General features: G+C 61.3%; 16 protein-coding genes. 8 read left to right on the forward strand and 8 right to left on the reverse strand.

Features of this window, described 5'->3' with window-relative positions; translation table 11 throughout:
* Positions 1–16: 16 nt before the first annotated feature.
* The 3 genes from E7T06_RS21200 (at position 17) to E7T06_RS21205 (ending at position 919) form a co-directional block, all read left to right on the forward strand.
* On the forward strand, positions 17–175 hold the full coding sequence (locus E7T06_RS21200) for a hypothetical protein (protein WP_168733464.1): 159 nt from the start codon (positions 17–19) through the stop codon (positions 173–175).
* 139 nt (positions 176–314) lie between these two features.
* Positions 315–686 (forward strand): DUF4397 domain-containing protein, encoded by a 372-nt coding sequence (locus E7T06_RS10020; protein ID WP_136365659.1) that lies wholly within the window; start codon positions 315–317, stop codon positions 684–686.
* 77 nt (positions 687–763) lie between these two features.
* Entirely contained in the window at positions 764–919 is a 156-nt protein-coding gene (locus tag E7T06_RS21205) for a helix-turn-helix domain-containing protein (protein WP_168733465.1), read from the forward strand.
* 421 nt (positions 920–1,340) lie between these two features.
* On the opposite strand, the gene E7T06_RS10025 is transcribed toward E7T06_RS21205, so the two are convergent.
* From E7T06_RS10025 to E7T06_RS10060, 8 genes are all read right to left on the reverse strand, one after another.
* Positions 1,341–2,096, reverse strand: coding sequence for an ABC transporter ATP-binding protein (locus E7T06_RS10025; RefSeq protein WP_136365660.1), 756 nt, complete (start codon positions 2,094–2,096; stop codon positions 1,341–1,343).
* The gene (locus E7T06_RS10030) at positions 2,089–2,853 is read right to left on the reverse strand and encodes an ABC transporter ATP-binding protein (RefSeq protein ID WP_240740955.1); all 765 of its coding nucleotides are present in this window, start codon (positions 2,851–2,853) and stop codon (positions 2,089–2,091) included. The genes E7T06_RS10025 and E7T06_RS10030 overlap by 8 nt, the downstream gene beginning before the upstream one ends.
* The gene (locus E7T06_RS10035) at positions 2,850–3,851 is read right to left on the reverse strand and encodes a branched-chain amino acid ABC transporter permease (RefSeq protein ID WP_136365661.1); all 1,002 of its coding nucleotides are present in this window, start codon (positions 3,849–3,851) and stop codon (positions 2,850–2,852) included. The genes E7T06_RS10030 and E7T06_RS10035 overlap by 4 nt, the downstream gene beginning before the upstream one ends.
* A 130-nt stretch (positions 3,852–3,981) precedes the next feature.
* Positions 3,982–4,869 carry a branched-chain amino acid ABC transporter permease gene (locus E7T06_RS10040; RefSeq protein ID WP_136365662.1) on the reverse strand — a complete coding sequence of 296 codons (888 nt, stop codon included), beginning with the start codon at positions 4,867–4,869 and terminating at the stop codon, positions 3,982–3,984.
* 143 nt (positions 4,870–5,012) lie between these two features.
* Positions 5,013–6,182: an ABC transporter substrate-binding protein gene (locus tag E7T06_RS10045; RefSeq protein ID WP_136365663.1), complete on the reverse strand. Its 1,170-nt coding sequence runs from the start codon at positions 6,180–6,182 to the stop codon at positions 5,013–5,015.
* Between the two features lie 36 nt (positions 6,183–6,218).
* Entirely contained in the window at positions 6,219–6,878 is a 660-nt protein-coding gene (locus E7T06_RS10050; RefSeq protein WP_136365664.1) for a GntR family transcriptional regulator, read from the reverse strand.
* A 467-nt stretch (positions 6,879–7,345) separates the two neighbouring features.
* Positions 7,346–8,638 (reverse strand): replication initiator protein A, encoded by a 1,293-nt coding sequence (locus tag E7T06_RS10055; RefSeq protein WP_136365665.1) that lies wholly within the window; start codon positions 8,636–8,638, stop codon positions 7,346–7,348.
* Positions 8,639–10,214: 1,576 nt separating this feature from the next.
* Positions 10,215–11,882 carry a hypothetical protein gene (locus E7T06_RS10060; RefSeq protein WP_136365666.1) on the reverse strand — a complete coding sequence of 556 codons (1,668 nt, stop codon included), beginning with the start codon at positions 11,880–11,882 and terminating at the stop codon, positions 10,215–10,217.
* On the opposite strand from E7T06_RS10060, the gene E7T06_RS10065 reads away from it, so the two are divergent.
* From E7T06_RS10065 to E7T06_RS10085, 5 genes are all read left to right on the forward strand, one after another.
* Entirely contained in the window at positions 11,857–12,096 is a 240-nt protein-coding gene (locus tag E7T06_RS10065; RefSeq protein WP_136365667.1) for a helix-turn-helix transcriptional regulator, read from the forward strand. The two genes, E7T06_RS10060 and E7T06_RS10065, sit on opposite strands and share 26 nt — an antisense overlap.
* Before the next feature lie 597 nt (positions 12,097–12,693).
* Positions 12,694–13,407: a hypothetical protein gene (locus tag E7T06_RS10070; RefSeq protein ID WP_136365668.1), complete on the forward strand. Its 714-nt coding sequence runs from the start codon at positions 12,694–12,696 to the stop codon at positions 13,405–13,407.
* Between the two features lie 78 nt (positions 13,408–13,485).
* The gene (locus E7T06_RS10075) at positions 13,486–14,769 is read left to right on the forward strand and encodes a hypothetical protein (protein ID WP_136365669.1); all 1,284 of its coding nucleotides are present in this window, start codon (positions 13,486–13,488) and stop codon (positions 14,767–14,769) included.
* A gap of 1,052 nt (positions 14,770–15,821) precedes the next feature.
* Positions 15,822–16,070, forward strand: a complete 249-nt coding sequence (locus E7T06_RS10080) for a hypothetical protein (RefSeq protein WP_136365670.1) — start codon at positions 15,822–15,824, stop codon at positions 16,068–16,070.
* Between the two features lie 82 nt (positions 16,071–16,152).
* Positions 16,153–16,794, forward strand: a complete 642-nt coding sequence (locus E7T06_RS10085; protein WP_136365671.1) for an AAA family ATPase — start codon at positions 16,153–16,155, stop codon at positions 16,792–16,794.
* Positions 16,795–16,810: the final 16 nt, after the last annotated feature.

The raw sequence follows: 16,810 nt of genomic DNA on the forward strand, positions 1-16,810 counted from the left end.
AGCCGCTGAAGTTCGCTTGACTGAGATCTTTGCGAGTTTTAAAAAGGCTGTCTGGAGCGCACTTTTGGCCCTCACCGATCCGGCCACCAGCGCACAGGACACGCGGGCTTGGAGTGCGGGCCAACAGGCGGAAGCTGTATGTCCTAAAAATTTTGTTCGGAACGTAGATTCTTAGGAGTTCCGACACGCTTCTGCACCATTTCTTCAAAAACCCTGACAATTCTTCGAAAACGGTGCGCGAGACCTACGAACACTCCGCCTAATCTCTGGGCAACAGGGAAGCCACACGCTCCCTGAACACCCGGAGGAACACCATGAAGAACCTGAAACTGCCTGCCCTGACCGCCGCCCTTTTGCTGACCGCCGCTACCTTCACCGCTGCCCACGCTCAGGTCGTGAGTCAGGACGACGCCAGCGTGTACTTTGATATCGACGCGGGCAGCGCGAACATGGTCGATTTCTACATTGACGGTGCCCTCACGGTAGCCAATGCCCGCACGGGCGACGACATCGGCGTGACCACTTTGACACCTGGTCAGCACGACATCGTGGTCAAAAGTAGTTATGGCGGCAACATCCTGAGCACCAGCACCATCAATGTCAGCGGCGGCAACTGGTACACGGTGGCTTTGGCGGCAGGTCCGTCGAGCGGCAACTACGCCCTGTCGTTCGAAAGCGGATTCTGAGCGCCCCCTGACAACTCCTACCGTCATCCTTCAGTTGTATTGATCTCGGCTGAAGTGGGCAACGTTAGACTGGGTCCGTGACGGACCGCTGGCTCCCGCCGCACTTCACCCGACCTCAACTCGAAGAACGTCGACTGCCTTTTCTCCACCTGCTTGAAGCGGATCAGCACACGACCCAGGAACTCGCTGAGTTCCTGGGTGTCTCCATGGGTACCACCCGCCACTGGAACTAGCGCCTGCGTCACCAGGGATCAGACACCCTCCGGGCCACCGTGACGACCGGCCGACCTCAAGCCCTGTCCAAAGAACAGCGGGAACTCCTCAAGCGGTTTCTCAACTGACATCGTGTACTTTAAATCTTGAGATGGGTTTACGCGTGCTGAACGGCATTGAGGGCAGCCAATTCGGGGAGAAGCGCTTGGCGACGCACCTGGGGAACAAGCGAGAACCATACGGTTCTCGCTCACATGCCCCAATCCGGCCAGACTTTCGGTCTCGTCACGGGGCCATCCAAAGCGCGGTAGCCCAGGCACGCCCCTACTCCACCGCAGCCCGGGCACCTCGGTGGCGCTTCGATCCCTGCGCCGCCTGGTGGTGCGCCACCAGCGGTAAGGCTGTCCTCTGCTGACCTGAGCGACGGTTCCGCAGGCCCCACTACACCCCTAAATACGCCTTGATGATGTCGGGGTCACCCATCAGGTCGCGGCTGGGACCGACTTTCACCAGTTTGCCCAGTTCCAACACATAGGTCCGGTCCGTGACCTTCAGCACCTGGCGCACGTTTTGTTCGACCAGCAGCACGGTCAGGCCCAGTTCCCGGAGAGAGCCGATCACTCGCATCACTTCCGACACCACCAGCGGCGCGAGGCCGAGCGAGGGTTCGTCCATCAGCAGCACTTCGGGTTCACTCATCAGGGCGCGGCCAATGGCGACCATCTGCTGTTCTCCGCCTGACAAGGCGGCGGCGGGCGTGCTGCGTTTGTCCACCAGCCGGGGGAAAAAGTCGTAGACCTTTTGCAGGTTCTGAGTGCGGCCTGCGCGGGTGCGCGGCAGATACGCGCCCATCAACAGGTTTTCTTCTACGGTCATTTGCCCAAACAGTTGGCGGCCCATCGGCACGTGCGCCACGCCCAAATCGGTGATTTTGTGGGGGGGCACGCCGTTCAGGTTGTGCTGGCGGTACGTCGCTGTGCCCGCCCGCGCCCTCAGCATCCCCGACAGCACGCGCAAAATGGTGCTTTTGCCGCTGCCGTTGCCGCCCACCAACCCCACCAATTCCCCCTTAGAGACGTGCAGGCCCACGCCGAACACCACCTGCACTTCTCCGTAGGCCACTTCCAAGTTTTCTACGTTCAGCACGCGGTCTTGGGCATTCACGAACGAGGCTGGGCTGGGGGCAAGGCTAGTCATGGTCGTCTCCGAGGTAAGCGCGAATCACGTCTGGATGGGCCGCCACCGCTGCTGGGGTGCCTTCGGCCAGCAGCTCGCCGAAGGCCATGCAGATCACGTGATCCGACAAGGTCATGATCACGTGCATGATGTGTTCCACCATCACGATGCCGAGGCCCGACTGCGCGAGTTCGCGGATCAGGGCCACCATTTCCTGCTGGGCCGGCGGATTCAGGCCCGCGATGCTTTCATCGAGGAACAAGAGGCGGGGTTCCAGCGCCAGCGCTTTGGCGAGTTCGAGGCGGCGGCGGCGGGCCAGATTCAGTTCGGCGGCGGGCTGCGCGGCGCGGTCGGCCAGGCCCACGCGCTCCAGCACAGCGTAGGCGTGGTCTTCGGCGGCGCGGCCCCGGTGCCGCAGGAAGGCCGCCACCAGCACGTTTTCCAGCACGCTCAGGTCCTCAAAAGGGCGCTCGACCTGAAAGGTGCGGGCCATGCCCAGCCGCGAGCGGGCCTGCGGCTGCAAGTGCGTAATGTCGCGCCCAGCCAGCGTGACCCGGCCTTCACTGAGGCGCACGAACCCGGTCAGGCCGTTGAACAGCGTGGTTTTGCCTGCACCGTTGGGGCCGATCAGGCCCAGAATCTCGCCGGGGCGCACGCTGAGGTTGATGTTTTTGACAGCGGTGACGCCCCCAAACCGAATGGTGACGCCCTGAGCGGTCAGGAGCGGCGCGGCCTTGACCCCCGCCGCCGACAGGCTGGAAGCAGTCAGGCCCGTCACCTGTTCACGCCCAGCTTCAGGCCGCCGCGCCGGAACAGGCCCATCAGGCCGTTGGGCGCGTAGATGGTGACCACGAGGATCAGCACGCCGTAGATCAGCAGGTTGGCGTTGCTGAACACCGTACGGAAGACTTCGCCAAAAATGCTGAGCAGCAACGCGCCGATCAGGGGCCCCTGAATCGAGGTGCGCCCGCCGATGATCGCCATCAGCGCGATCTGCACGCTGATCGGGAGTTCCAGCAGGGTGTGCGGCTCGAAGGCTTGCAGGTAGATGGCGTAAATGCTGCCGCCCAGCGCGGTCAAGGCGGCGCTGATCATAAAGGCGATCAGTTTCATGCGGGTGGGATCGATGCCGAGTGCCCGCGCGCCGTCTTCATCCTCGCGCACAGCTTGGAGGCCGTACCCCAGCCGCGAGCGCCGAATCAGGTGCGTGACCACGAGGGTCAGCAGCACGAAGGCGAACGCGAGGCCGTATTCCACTTTGCGGTCAAACAGATCAAGGCCAAACAGGGTCGGCAGTTCGGGCATGAACAGCCCTTCGGAACTGCCCGTCCATTCCGAATTGATGGCCACCAGCCGCAGCACCAGCGCCACGGCGATGGTCGACAGGGTGAAATAACTGCCCCGCAGCCGGAAGGTGAGGCCGCCCCAGACTGCGGCCAGCGCCACCGCCACCACCATGCCGATCAGTGCGCCCCACCACGGAGCCAGGGGGGCGGGGAGGAAGGCGGGCAGGCGTTCGGGCGTGGCCAGCAGCGTCATGGTGTACGCGCCGATGCCCAGCAGCGCGGCGTGTCCGAGGCTGGTTTGCCCGGCCCAGCCGCCCAGAATATTCCAGCTCATGGCCAGTCCCGCAAAAATCAGGGTGGACACGCCAAAGTTCATGGCCTTGCCGAACACGAGGGGATACAGCGCCATGACGAGCAGCAGCGCCCCCGAGAGCCACAGGTTGCCGAACGTCAGGGCGCGGGGGCGGGGAAGGGTTGCGGCGGTTGTCATAGGAGGTCCCGTTGAGCAGTGCATGGGCTGTTCAGTGCGGGCGGAGCGAGAAGGAAGAACAGTGCCGTCCAGAATGAAGTTCTTGCGGCGGTGATGTTCTGCCGCACGAACGGAGGGGCCGGAAGGCGCTTCATACCCGTTTCACCGTCTTGCCAAACAGCCCTTCAGGACGCAGCAGCAACACCAGGAGGAAGGCGATCAAGCCGTAGGCGTCGCGGTAATTGTTGCTGATATAAAACGCCCCCAGCGACTCGATCACGCCCAGCACCAGCCCGCCCGCCACCGCGCCTGGCAGGTTGCCGAGGCCGCCCAGCACGGTCACGATAAAAGCTTTGGTGGTGTAATTTTCGCCTACTGTGGGAAAGGTGTACAGCAGCGGCATCAGCAGCACGCCCGCGATGGCTGCGAACGCCACGCCCAGCCCGAACACGATCGCCTGAATCTGGGTGGTTTTGACGCCCTGCAGCTCGGCCCCCAGCGGGTTTTGGGCAGTGGCCCGGATGGCGCGGCCCAGTTCGGTGCGGTAGAGCAGCAGATTGAGCCCCACGATGGCCACCAGGGTGCCCAGTCCCGCCACCAAGAGCGGAATGCTGATCTGCACGCCCGCAAACTGGAAGGTGGTGGTGGCATACGGCACGTTGATGCTCTGCGGCTGCGCCCCGAAGGTCAGCAGCAGCGTGTTGCTCACGATCAGGCCTAGCCCTAGCGTTGCCAGCATCGAGCCTTCGCCCAGTCGGTCGCCCAAGCGCGCCAGCACGAAGCGCTGAATCAGGAACCCGAGGGCGAATCCGGCGGGCGCGACCACCAGCAAGCTGAGGTACGGATCGATGTTGAACGCCTTGAACAGCGCCAGCGTAATGAACATGCCGATGGCCAGAAAGTCGCCGTGCGCGAAGTTGATGACTTTCATGACGCCGAAGATCAGGCTCAGGCCCGTGCCGATCAGGGCGTAGAGGCCGCCCGTCAGCAGGCCCTGAACCAGCGTTTGAAAGAAGGCGGTGACTGAGGCTGAGTCCATGCAGGCTCCTTGCAAACAGGGGAGAGGGGCGGAGAAAAGAGCACAGCGGGCAAGAGTGGCCCTGCGGCGCGGCGCAGCGGGGCTGCTGCGGGGCCGCGCCGGGCACGTGGAGCAGGTCAGTCAGGCTTCAGGACTGAGGCTCTTCAGCGTTCAAACTTGATGGGGCGGGGCACGACGCTCTTGGGGTAGATCGGCACGAACGCGCCGCCCTGCACCTGCTGGGCCACCATCGCCAGCGGGTTTTGGTTGCGGAAGCCGTCGTAGTCTTTAAACTGCACCGGGCCAAACGCGGTGGTCATGTTGAGGGCGTTCAGCGCGGCCTTGACTTTCTCGCGGTCGGTGCTGCCTGCCTTGCGAATGGCTTCGGCCGCCACGATCACGCCCGCGTAGGCCTGCGCCGCGTGATAGCTGGGCTCTTGGCCGCCCAGCGCGGTTTTCAGGTCCACATTCAGTTTCTGCACGCCCGCGTAGCGCAGCTGCGGCACCCACGCGGTGGCCGTGATGACGCTCTCGCCCGCGCTGCCGCTGTCTTTAATAAAGTCGGGCAGCGCAAAGCCCGCCGCGCCGCCCGCAAACAGCCGGGGTTTGACGCCCACTTCCCGCGCCTGCCGCATCAGGGCCACGCTGTCTTCGGCGTAGCTGACCATCAAGATGCCGTCGGGGTTTTTGGCCTTGATGCGGTTCAGCACAGGCCGGAAATCGGTCAGGCCTTTGTCGTAGCGCTGGTCTTCCACGATGGTGATGTTGTACAGCTTGGCAAAGTCCTGCGCGGCGTCGGCCACGCTCTTCTCAAAGGCTCCGGTGCCGGCGATGATCGCCACGCTCTTGAATTTGTTGTCGCGGAAGATATTGAAAATCACGCGGGCGTACTCGGTGGCCGGCTGGTTCAGCCGGAAAATATAGTCGCTGCCGGGCTTGGTGATGTCGTCGCCGCTGCTGGTCACGATCAGGTTGGGCACCTTCTGGCGGGCCAAATACTGCGCCTGCGCCTTCACGAGGCTGCTGGAATACTCGTTGATGACCAGCGGCACGCCCGCATTCACGAGGCGCTCGGCGGCGGCCAGGCCCTTGTTCACGTCGCTGGCATTGTCTTCGATCAGCAGCTCGATTTTGCGCCCGTTGATGCCGCCTTTGCGGTTGACTTCGGCCACCCCCACCTTGAACCCGGCCAACTGCATCTTGCCGAATTCGGCGAAGCGGCCCGTGACCGAGGTGATGGCTCCAATTTTGATTGTCCCAGTGCTGCTCTGGGCGCTGGCGGGGAGGGCCAGCAGGGGCGTCAGGGCGAGGGTGAGGAAGGTAACTTTACGCATGGCAGGCTCCTAGAGGAAAGGGATGAGAGGGCGGCGTCATTGGGGGCGGTGGTGGGCGGCGACGGTTCCGGCCACGCGGGTGAGGTGGGCGTGCATAGCGAGTTCGGCGGCGGGGCCGTCACGTTGACGGAGGGCGCGCTCGATCTCGCGGTGTTCCTCGTGGCTTTGTTTGAGGTGCCAGCTCTCGTTGATGTGCAGCGGCCCCGCCAGCCGCATTTCGCGCGACAGCAGTTCGGCGTGCCGTGCCAGCCGCCGGTTGCCGCTGGTCTGCACGATGATCTGATGAAAGCGGGCGTCGAGTTCCCGGAATCCCCGCCAGTCGCCGATGGCGGCGGCGCCCTGGGCGTCCAGGACGCCCCGCAGCGCAGTCAGGTCGGTGCTGCTCATGCGGGCGGCGGCCAGCCGGGCGGCGAGGCTGTCCATGCTGGCCCGCAATTCGTACAGTTCCAGCAGATCGGCCAGCGTGAGGTTGACGACTTCCACGCCGCGCCGCGAGTGTTCGATGGCCAGCCCTTCGCCCACCAGCAGCAGCACGGCTTCGCGCACCGGAGAGCGGCTGACCTCCAGTTGCCGGGCGAGTTCCGGCACGCTCAGGCGGCTGCCCGGCGCAAGTTCCCCGCTCAGGATTGCGCCGCGCAACTGCTCGCGGACGATATCCACGACCCGTGCGCTGGCGACTGGTTTGAGCAATGTCAACCCTCCCTTTCACCGCGTAGACCAGGCTACAGGTGCTTAGAACTTGTTAAGTTGTGGAACGAGCTTGAGTGTTACATGCAACAGGTAAAAACACAAGCGGGCGAAGGGGGGAGCAAGCGTGCAGTGATTTTCGCCCGTTAAAAGGTCTTGTGCAGACCACAGAACCAGTCTGCTGGAACGGCCCGCTGCTCTGGCTCAATCTGGGTAGAGGTTGGAGCGGCGTTCCGATCGAAAGCCGTGCATTCCTGCCTTTAGTCCAAGCGGAGCAAGTCAGAAAACCGCGGATTCCGCGTTCTGGAGCCGGAAGCAGTGTCTTTCAAACTTGTGGAGGCAGGGCGTGGAGTCCGCTTGATCCGGCCCTAGTCCAATTCCCGTTCGTCCAGCCCGGACTGATCAAAGTGGCCAGCTGATGCCCGCCTGCATTTCGTCTTCGCCCTCTCAGCTTTCCAAGTGACCCTGACTTTGAGCTACAAGGAAATACCGAGCAGCGCCGCCGCCAGTGGCAGGGCTTCGGTGCCCGGCCGGCTCAAGGCGTCACGGAGGAGCGGTAAGCGCTCGTCTGGCAGCCCAGTCAAGGCCGACGTCACCTGTGCCGACAGCGGTTGTCCGGGGGTCAGACGTACCTTGAGCAGCATGGTCACTGACGCACGCAGATCAGGCTCCGGCATGGGCGGCGAGACCGGCAGCTTGGCAGCCTTCTTAACGGGTTGCTTGGGTGGTTCGGTGGCCGCGAAGCCCCATTTGTCTGGATTGCGAACCGCGTCCACCACGGCAGCGGCCAAGGAGCGGGGCCGCCACCCACCGCCAAGCCGTTGATCGATGGTTTGCAGCGCGGGCCAGATCCGGGTGGGATGGTCGGCGGCCAACGCCTCCGCGACGGGCCGGGTGACGCCCCGCGCCATCAACAGCTCGACCAGTTCCGGCTCAGGAGCAGCTTGAAACACGTACTGTACCTGTCCAGCGCGGCCCCGGCCTATGATTTCAGCCGAGTGTAGGTAACCTTCGTCGATCAGGCGGTGGTGCGAGAGATCCAAGGTGCGTTTCGCATTGTCGACCCGTTCTGACTCCAGCCCGCAGGCGGCCAACCAGTCCCGCAGCGGCAGGGAAAGGGAATTGACCAAAGAGCCGTCCTGCTGAATGCGGTGGGCCTGCAAGATCCGGTAGAGACTCCGGGCAGGAGGCTGGCCAAAGCGGGCCATCAGTTCACCGTCCAACATCTGAAAAAATCCAGCCCGAATCGAGGCAGCAAACGTCTCCGTAAACGTGAGGCGGATCGGCACGCTCTCACTCATCTCGCGGTCTTGGAAGGGCCGGGTCTGTCCAGAACTGTGATCTACCAGACGCAGATCCGAAACCAAGCCGGTGATCTCCGTGACGCCTCGGTGTAAGCCCTTCTTGCTGTCCCAACGGCTCCGGACGATACTCCACTGCACCCCGGAAATTCGGAGGATCGATTCCCGTAACCGGGCGTAGGCGGCTCCCCCTTTGGACGAGCCAGACAATTCCAGAACTGCGGCTGGGAGCACTTCGATGCGGTTGTTCTCGGGACAGCCCGCCCGGAAAAACAGGGTTTGGAGAGCCAGCAACACGTCTGCATCAGTGCCGTGGGGCCGTCCATACAGCGCGTTGCCGATTACCCGGTACGCGACGCCGTCAATGGTGTACTCCACTTCCCAATTGGTGTTTTCTGCAGGCATGTCTCGCTGCACGCTCACAATGCCCGCCCGCGTCAAATCGAGTTCGTTGATCCGGATATCCACTTGGGTTGAGTCTATCAAAGCCCTTAAAAAAGAATTGATTTGATCAATCAGGACGCGGATATGCAGCCTTTATGCATTGGCTGGGCGCACAGTTGGCTGATGATATACCTCATTTTGGACGATGCAATCCCTCAGTTAAGACGATGCAATCCCTCACTCTAGACGGTTCGGTTCCTCAACTGAGACGACGCAACTCCTCACTTTAGACGAGCATTATCGGCGAGACTCCACTGGCTTAGGCGATCTTGGCTGTGCTCAATCGTTCAGAGTGAGGAACACTATCGCTCAGAGTGAGGGATTTCACCGCTCAAAGTGAGGATAAAGGTCGTCTGGAGTGAGGGATTCAGGCGTTCAAAGTGAGGGATTTGCGGGTGTGGGAAGGGTAAGAAAGCTGTGTTTTCGCCGTTTCAAAGCCGAGACTAAGACCCCATTTCAGACCAAGTCATAGGGCTGTCAACCCGACGGGAGGGAACAGGAGCAAGCACGGACAATACGCTGTAGAAGTTAGGCGTCTTCAGAGGGACGGACAGCTTGCGCCTGCCCCTATGGGCGCCGTCTTGGGCTGAACAGCGACTCCCTTTCTGCAGCGCAGACGCGCGGCTGGTGGCCGTATCCAATTGCAGAGCGTACGCACGTCAGATAGACGCGCGATTGTTCAGCAGATTCCGTACGGGCACCAAGGAGGCCAGCAGCAGGGCCAGCATTTGGGCGTCGTTCACCGAAATAGTGTTTCGTGGCTCCACAATGGACTCGACGAATGACGGCGCGACGTACTCATTTATGGTGGGGAGGAGACTGCGTCATGTCAGGTGGTCATGGGCATAGCTGGTGCCCACGTCCTTACGGGGGATGACTTCATGTAGTCAGGTTGCTCGCGAGTCGTCCGGATGAGGTGGCTGGGGTGCCTTTTCACTGATGGCAAGCTGAGTCACTGGCCGATTCACTCTAGTTTGAGAGGTGGGGCTACGCGTAGCGCATCTGTCCACCCTGACAGACAACCGCTCTCTTGCGGCAAAATCTGTTCTTTAGGCGGCCTTGTTAAGTAGCCGCCTGCAGCACCGATATAAAGGCTCTTAGAATCACGCAAGCTAAAGACAAAACTGCTGCAGTAGGTGCCGCTCGCCGCCAACTGATGTTGGAAGAAAATATACGCTTTGTCGCTGGAGCTCACTTCTGGGGTGGGACCTGCGGTGAAGGTAGTTTCTCCCCCGTCTCAGTTGGCTTCCCTGGCCTGCGAGCGCGCTGAGGTGTATCCTCATGTTGCTGTCCCGTGAGCGCATCACCTCCTTTTTGCACCCGGAATTGCTGTCTGGGTGCTTTCGTTTTCTCCTGTAGTGCCTTTGGGATGGTCGTCATGCATTCCATCCTTTGGGGGAGACTTCTCGTGAAGCGCCTTGCACTCAGAACAATCTTCCCCTGTGCTCTGTCAGCGCCTTGAATTGAGAGCGGCCGCCCCATCATTCCAGCACCAGCCTGCTGCGCAGGGCGGCTCCCACTGAGACCAGCTTCCGGGAATCATCAGGGTTCGGGCGGAGTTGGGCGTGCTCACTTTAAAGTCACCCCAGCGACCCCGGCATCAATGCTGCTGTTCCAAAAAGTCTGCGAGACCCTCCAGCGCCTGGCCCAGCAAGCAATCAGCTCGCAAACATTCAGGTTGGGCGGCTAAAGCTAAAGGACACAGTAGCGCAGCCCAAAGTGCGTCCTGTGCCGAATGCCACCAAGAGGCGGGCGAGCGTGATGGATCACCGCGGGTGAGGGTGACTGGTGCAAACTGTTCTGACTGCGCCATCACCTCGCGGGCCACCTCGCGGATTTCGGCCGCAGAAGGGATTGCCAACACGCTCGGGCGGGGCGCAAAATGAGGGGTCAAGCGGTACGAAAACTGCACCGCCAACAGGACGTGCAGGCAGCGGTACAGCGCGAGATCACGCAGGATAGCCCACTGCGGACGTGGCCAAGAAAGCTCGTGTTCTTCTTGTATTCCCGGAGTCAATTCCGCCCAAATATGAGCGGCGGCCAACACAAAGTTGAGAGCCAACGCCGTATCAGCCTCCAACACCCGGACGGCCATCATCAGGGCCGCCAAGGGGGTGGCCGCCTGCTTAAGCTCCCAGCCCTGCAGTGGTTGCGGGATCAAATCCACTTGTTTCATCTCTTCTAGGCAGATTGACTGTAAATGACGTGCTACACCGGCGAGCTCGCTGGGCCGAACTGTCCGAGGGGTGCGTTCTAGCCTCTGCGCCAACCGGATGCCTTCCACTAACGCGGCTTCCAGTTGCATCGTCCTCAAGATGCGTGGCCCCAAGTCATCCGGCGACCAAACGGTCTGGTTCGGGGCCACTGACCAATTCCTCAGCGTTTCCGCTGACCAGTCCAAGCTTTGGTACAATTCAGTGTCAAAGAATCGGGCGGTAAAGAGGTTAAAGTCAAGCTCAGCGTGGGAGGAAAGCCGCTTGTGCAGTAGGTACTGCGTCCGGTAGAGATTGGCCCCCCAAACGCCGTAGGCGTCGCCCTCTGGCAGCCCAGCCGAAATCTCTCTCAAAGGATCAACCAGAGAATTGGCTTCTGCCACTGCGGATTTTGCATTTTCGATCCGGTCAATCAAGTTGAGTGGATCAACGACGGCGGGCAAATCTGAGAGCTCACCCATCACACAGCAGACTAGAAAATCTGATGGCCGCTCAGAGGGCCGACGCTTCTCGTAAATCGAAGGAAAAATCTCGCAGGATGGCGGCGTGCCTTCCGGGATCCAAGACTCAAGGACGAGGGCCGCAGCGAAACAGCGGGCCGCCACACCGGGTTGCTGGAGATGGGCCAGGTGCACGGCCTGGCAGAGCAAGGTCGTGATCCGGCACTCGCAGGGCAGGCTTCCCATCGTTGGCTCGGCCAGCAAGTGTCGGGCTGCCGCCTCCAGGTCACTTGGCTTCCGGATATCACTGCCCGCCCAGCGATTGCTCGCCACGCGCAGTAACTGGGTGACCCGGTGGCGATCTGTGCCCTGCTCGGGCGTTACAACGGGCGAGGCGTTCCAAATCTCGACGGCTCGCAACGTCGGTGCGATGACGCGCTGGAACAATGCAAATGCCCGTGTCTTGACAAATGCAGGCGGCGACTGGGGATCGTCATAAAGTTGCTCTCTGATTTCCATGAAACTGATTCTAAGCTGTTTCATGGAAAGCAGTCGCATAACGTTCCAAGCTTGCGGATGCTCAGGCTCTATGTCTGCTCTCTCCCATCCGGCCAAAGACCCTTATTTAGTGGCCTTAGGAGCACAGATCCGCCAGTTACGCCAAGCTCAGGGCTGGAGTCAGGATGAATTCGCGGCTCGGGCAGGCATGCACCGCACCCATCCCACCAAGTTGGAAAACGGCCTACTGGATCCCCGGCTCTCCACCCTCCGCCGGGTCGCTGAGGTCTTGGGAGTGGAAGTGAGTGTCTTGCTTCCGGTAAAAGAATAAAGAGTGGTACTGGTGGCAACTTCAGATGCTTGGTGCCGCGAACAGCGTTTTTTGCAACTTGATCACCGGCAGCGAGTTATGAACAGCAGCGCTCTGGAATTTGCCACCAGTACCAAGAGTGGAATAATCCTCAGCGTCAATCGACTGCTGCTCAGCCAGTAGCAAGTGCTCAGGAGTATTTAACAGATGAGCATCAGAAATGACGGTGAACCTGAGAGGGAAACCCCTCAGGCTGACTGACTCGCTGTATGACCACGAACTTCATCCTTAGCTTGCGCCGATTTACGGATGTCATAAACCAGCGGAGAGAGGATTGTTTAGAGAACAAAATCACACCTACGCTTAAGCTGATGGGCTTCTGATGGCAGATGACCCTCGTGTTACGACATGACCTGAGACCCCAGCAGTGCGGCGTTGGATGCATGTGGAGAGACCATCGTCGGTAAAGCCGAGCGCAGTCAGTGGAGATAGCTGGATGCCGAAACCCAAAGCAACCACACACTGGTCGTGGGTGTCATCGTCCCGCCGGACAACAGGGATGAGACCCAACCTTGCGCTAACCGGTGCCCCGCCTCTCGTCACCCAGGAGCCTTGACCATGATTCGACCCGACCCGCCGACCCCCAACCATCTCACCCAGACTCTCCTGAATGACGCCAGTGTGGACAGCGACATCGAAACCGCCCTTGATCAGTTGGAGGGCAAACAGAACACCGCCGCATGTCCAGCGAACGCAGCTTCTCAGTCGGATCAATCCACCTGCGAACCGGGGCAGGCAGACGCCTCTGCTGCGCCGCCATCCCCAGCCGGGTTGCCCTACGGCACCGTTCAGCGCTGGAGTGTCCTCCTTGAAACTGTGCCCCCCGTTCACCGCATCAAGCTGCTGCGCGAGTTGCCGGAAGCGGTTGCGCGGGGCGAGATACAGGCCGTCAGTCTCAACACAGAACTCACCCACGAGTACCAGAACAAGGACGGTCAACCCGAAACCCACACGGTTCCTGACGAGGCGATCTGGTACACCGCTGAGATTCAGAAGTGGATGGTCCACCACGTCAAAGAGCATGTGTACGAACTCTTGGCCGAGCAAGGCAGGCTGCGCGTGGACTTTGATCAGCTTGCGTCCGGTGAACTGGATTTCAAGCGGTTGGTGAAGATGCGGCAAGGCAAAGACGCTTCCGTCACCAAGCCTGCAACTAAACCCACGGGCGGCGGAGCAGGCAAATCAGGAAGCAAAATCACCCCTGCGGCCTCAACCAAAAACAAGAGCGCCCCCAAGCGCGATCACCAAAAAGCTGAAGCGCCTGCGTCCTGACCCCCTGTCCCATGCGCCCCATGAGCCAGCCCTCCGGCTCTGGCTGGGCGCACGCCCTCTCCTTCCCAAGGACTCCCTATGCCCCCCCCAATCACACTCACGCCCGCCGAACATGCCGCCCTGACCCGGCAGTACCTGAACGATGGCGCATGGACTGATAGCGAATTAAAGCAGCACCTCACCCGCCCTGCTGAACTTCTGAAGGCAGAATTTCTCGTACAGATGCACACGGTCATGGGCACCCTCACCTTGCTCGGCAGCGCTGGCCGCAAGGCGGTTTTTGAGACCACCGAAGGGGCCGTCAGCTTGCAGCGCCAGTTGGACAATGCCTACCTGCGCCTGTGCCTGAAAGAAAAAGGCTACGTCGCCACAACCCCTGAAACGACCCGGAACCTGAACCTCTACGCCGGGCGAATGCGCCTTGTTGAAGTGATGACCGAGCGGGGTGTGGCCCTCGCCGGGGGCACCATGAGCAGCGGTGGCATCACGCCCAATGGGCTGGACAACATGGCCGTGCGACTCAGATCGTCCGCCCTCGCTTACGGCTTTCACGTCCATGTCTTTACCCCGCAACCAAAATTGGGTCAGGCCAAAGCCGCCCAATTTCGGCAGTTCCTCACCCTCGAAACACGGGTGCCCGGACATGCCCAGGCTCAAGGTTCCCGCCTGCTGCTCACCCAGTTGGACGCCCAACAAGACCGCACCGGAGATGGCCCGTTCCTCTCCCGCTACCATGCGCTCGCCCTGTATGATTCTCCCGATCCGGGCCTCCCGATCCCCACCGTTGACCTTCTCCTGCTGGACAAGAGCGAACGCCGCGAACGATTTTTCGCTGACCTCGCGGCAGACCGCGTCATCAGTTACGGCCAACTGCGGCGGCATTACGGACTGGATGAACACGACCTCGACCGGGTGCCGTATGTGGAAACCGTCTTGCAGCCCACGCATATGCGCAAGGCACTGGAAGTCAAAACGCGCTTTTTCCTCGGCCAAAAAAGTTTGCAATCGATGTCCGACCACAGCCTCATGCACTTCGCCGGAACAGGCGAGATGCGCCGGATTCTGGGGGTTCGCACCGGAGACCACTGGCGGGTCAACCCACGTCACGTCCGCGCTTCCGAAGAACCTGATGCGGTGTTCCGCAGCCCCCACGGGGAGGTGGCCGTGGAGTTTGACACGGGCACCTACACCATGACGACCATCCAGAAAAAGCTGGGAGCCTTCAGTGACCGGGCCTTTTTAGAAACGGTGTGGGGCGTGACGTCCATCAATCGGCAGCGCCATCTCCGGGAAGAAATTGGCTCCCAACTGAAACGCGATATTCTGCTGGCCGACTGGTGGAGTGACCTTCCCCGCCCGTAATCTGTCTCCTCTTCTTACCTCTGTTCTGTCTCACAGCGCCCCACACCGGGCGCTGTCGCCTTGCCAGGTGAACAGGTGGGCACGCGTCAAAATGCACCACACCGAGGGGCGGCAGGCTTGGTTTTCCGGTCATTCACAAGGAGAGCAAAACACGAAAAGCAACTACGATGAATCCCTCTGCGGCTGACTTCCGCGTTCGACATGCCTGCGACGTGAGGTTAAGGTTTGGTCTGGTCAGAGGGTAACGGGCGCACTGTAATGGAGACACAACAGCAGGAACGCAGGACAATTTTGCTCAACTTGCGTGACCCAAACCACCAACGCAACTTAAACAACGGGACAGGCAATGCAGCGAACACCGGACAGCACCCAGGTGTCCATTGAAGGTTTCTGACCTCAGCCAAAGAGGGCACCGCGAGTCGAATCGCAGGCCCCAAGAAGGGCGACCGAAGAACACGGCCACCAAGAAATCCACGTCCTTGCCCACCCTTGACGTTGCCAGAATGAACGGTGATTCGCGGGTCAACGGGGGCCACAAACAGACAGTCAACGACGACATGGGAAGACGGGACTGGAAGAGTTCACGCCTACGGTGGAGTTCAACTGGGAGGAGTGAACGGCGGGTCAGGAGGGAGGGTTGTCACGGGAGTCACACGCGAAGACCCCGCACGGTTAAGGCGTTTTTACACCCGGAGGAACGCGGCGTTCGTGACAAGACCCCGAACGATTAAGGCGTTTTTGACACTCAGGGGGAGCAAAATCCCCGAATGGGTAAGGCACAAGGGGGTTGCCCTTAATCTATTAGGAAGAAGTCCCGCTCTCCGAGCCTCGCCGCCCCGAAGCCTCCCACGCCCCGCCTTCCTCCCCTGCCCACGACGCCCGGCCTCTGCCCTTGCTCCAGCCCACCCGGCACCACCGCCCCACCGCCCAAACTGCCCAGACGGCCGCACCGAAGTCGCCCGACCTGCCCACACGGCAGAATCCCGTCACCGCATCACCAGCGCGAGTCCCTGCACCCCCGCACGTCTCCCCGGTGGGGGCAAGCGGCAGGCATGAACCTCATTCATGTCCCTCAGCCACCCTACGTGCATCGCCCCTCGTTCACGCTGCAGTTCTCCACCCACGACGATCATCCGGACGCGACCTCCGAGATCGACTTCGGGAGCTTGGCCGAAGTGCGGGCCTACCTCGACGGCGGAATGAAACCGTACATCCGCGAGTGGCGACTCTGGGACGTGGAGGGCATCTACTTGTGGGAGCCTGACCTGTTGCGGCAGACCAGCACCCAAGCCGAGGAGTAAAGGTCACGGGAAGAAGCGAGCAGGGCCGACGCACCGCACCCGCCTGTTCCCCCGCCTTGATCGGCGGGGGGCGGCGGTCTCCATGAGCGACGTCCAGACCCAGACCCCGTGGCAAGACACCATCACCCTGCGGGCCGGGGTGCCCAAGACCGAAGTGCAGCAAGCCCTCGCCCGCATGACCCCCGAACAGTTGGCCGTGATTCAGGCGGTGCATGAAACCGGGTGGAGTCTCACCGTCCAGTCCACGGCAGGCAGCGGCAAGTCCACGGTGCTCAGAACCGTCGCGCAAGTTCTTCCTGCGGGTCTGCGCATCGGCGCGTTCGCCCTGAACAAATCCATCGCCCGCAGTCTCAAAGACGCCCTGCCGAGTGACGTGCAGGTGAGTACCTTCCACGCGTTCGGCAAGACGATGGTGGAAGAGTGTTCGCCGCGCAAGGCCACCTTCTCGGAGTGGAAGCGCAAACATCTGGTGGACTCGCTGCTCAAAGAACGGGGCCTGTACTCCAAGGGGGTGGCGAAGACCGCACTCGCTCTGGTCAAGCTGTCGATGGTGCACATCGCCAACACCGGAGCGGCCATCGAAGGCTTGGTGAGTGAGCAGGAGATGGAATGGCCTGCGGGTCTTAGCCCCGTGGAACTGGTGCGCCTGGTGCAAGACCGGGCCTTGTCTGATTTTCTAGAGCGCGGTCACTATGACTACGACGACATGCTCTACCTCCCCTGAAACTGGGCTCCGGGTT

The organism is Deinococcus sp. Arct2-2, assembly GCF_004801315.1.
Taxonomy (GTDB): Bacteria; Deinococcota; Deinococci; order Deinococcales; family Deinococcaceae; genus Deinococcus.

Excerpts from the sequence above, each read along its gene's own strand:
- E7T06_RS10020 (WP_136365659.1), top strand. The coding sequence starts at position 315 with ATGAAGAACCTGAAACTGCCTGCCCTGACCGCCGCCCTTTTGCTGACC.
- E7T06_RS10025 (WP_136365660.1), bottom strand. The coding sequence starts at position 2,096 with ATGACTAGCCTTGCCCCCAGCCCAGCCTCGTTCGTGAATGCCCAAGAC.
- E7T06_RS10035 (WP_136365661.1), bottom strand. The coding sequence starts at position 3,851 with ATGACAACCGCCGCAACCCTTCCCCGCCCCCGCGCCCTGACGTTCGGC.
- E7T06_RS10040 (WP_136365662.1), bottom strand. The coding sequence starts at position 4,869 with ATGGACTCAGCCTCAGTCACCGCCTTCTTTCAAACGCTGGTTCAGGGC.
- E7T06_RS10045 (WP_136365663.1), bottom strand. The coding sequence starts at position 6,182 with ATGCGTAAAGTTACCTTCCTCACCCTCGCCCTGACGCCCCTGCTGGCC.
- E7T06_RS10065 (WP_136365667.1), top strand. The coding sequence starts at position 11,857 with ATGTCTGCTCTCTCCCATCCGGCCAAAGACCCTTATTTAGTGGCCTTA.
- E7T06_RS10070 (WP_136365668.1), top strand. The coding sequence starts at position 12,694 with ATGATTCGACCCGACCCGCCGACCCCCAACCATCTCACCCAGACTCTC.
- E7T06_RS10075 (WP_136365669.1), top strand. The coding sequence starts at position 13,486 with ATGCCCCCCCCAATCACACTCACGCCCGCCGAACATGCCGCCCTGACC.
- E7T06_RS10080 (WP_136365670.1), top strand. The coding sequence starts at position 15,822 with ATGAACCTCATTCATGTCCCTCAGCCACCCTACGTGCATCGCCCCTCG.
- E7T06_RS10085 (WP_136365671.1), top strand. The coding sequence starts at position 16,153 with ATGAGCGACGTCCAGACCCAGACCCCGTGGCAAGACACCATCACCCTG.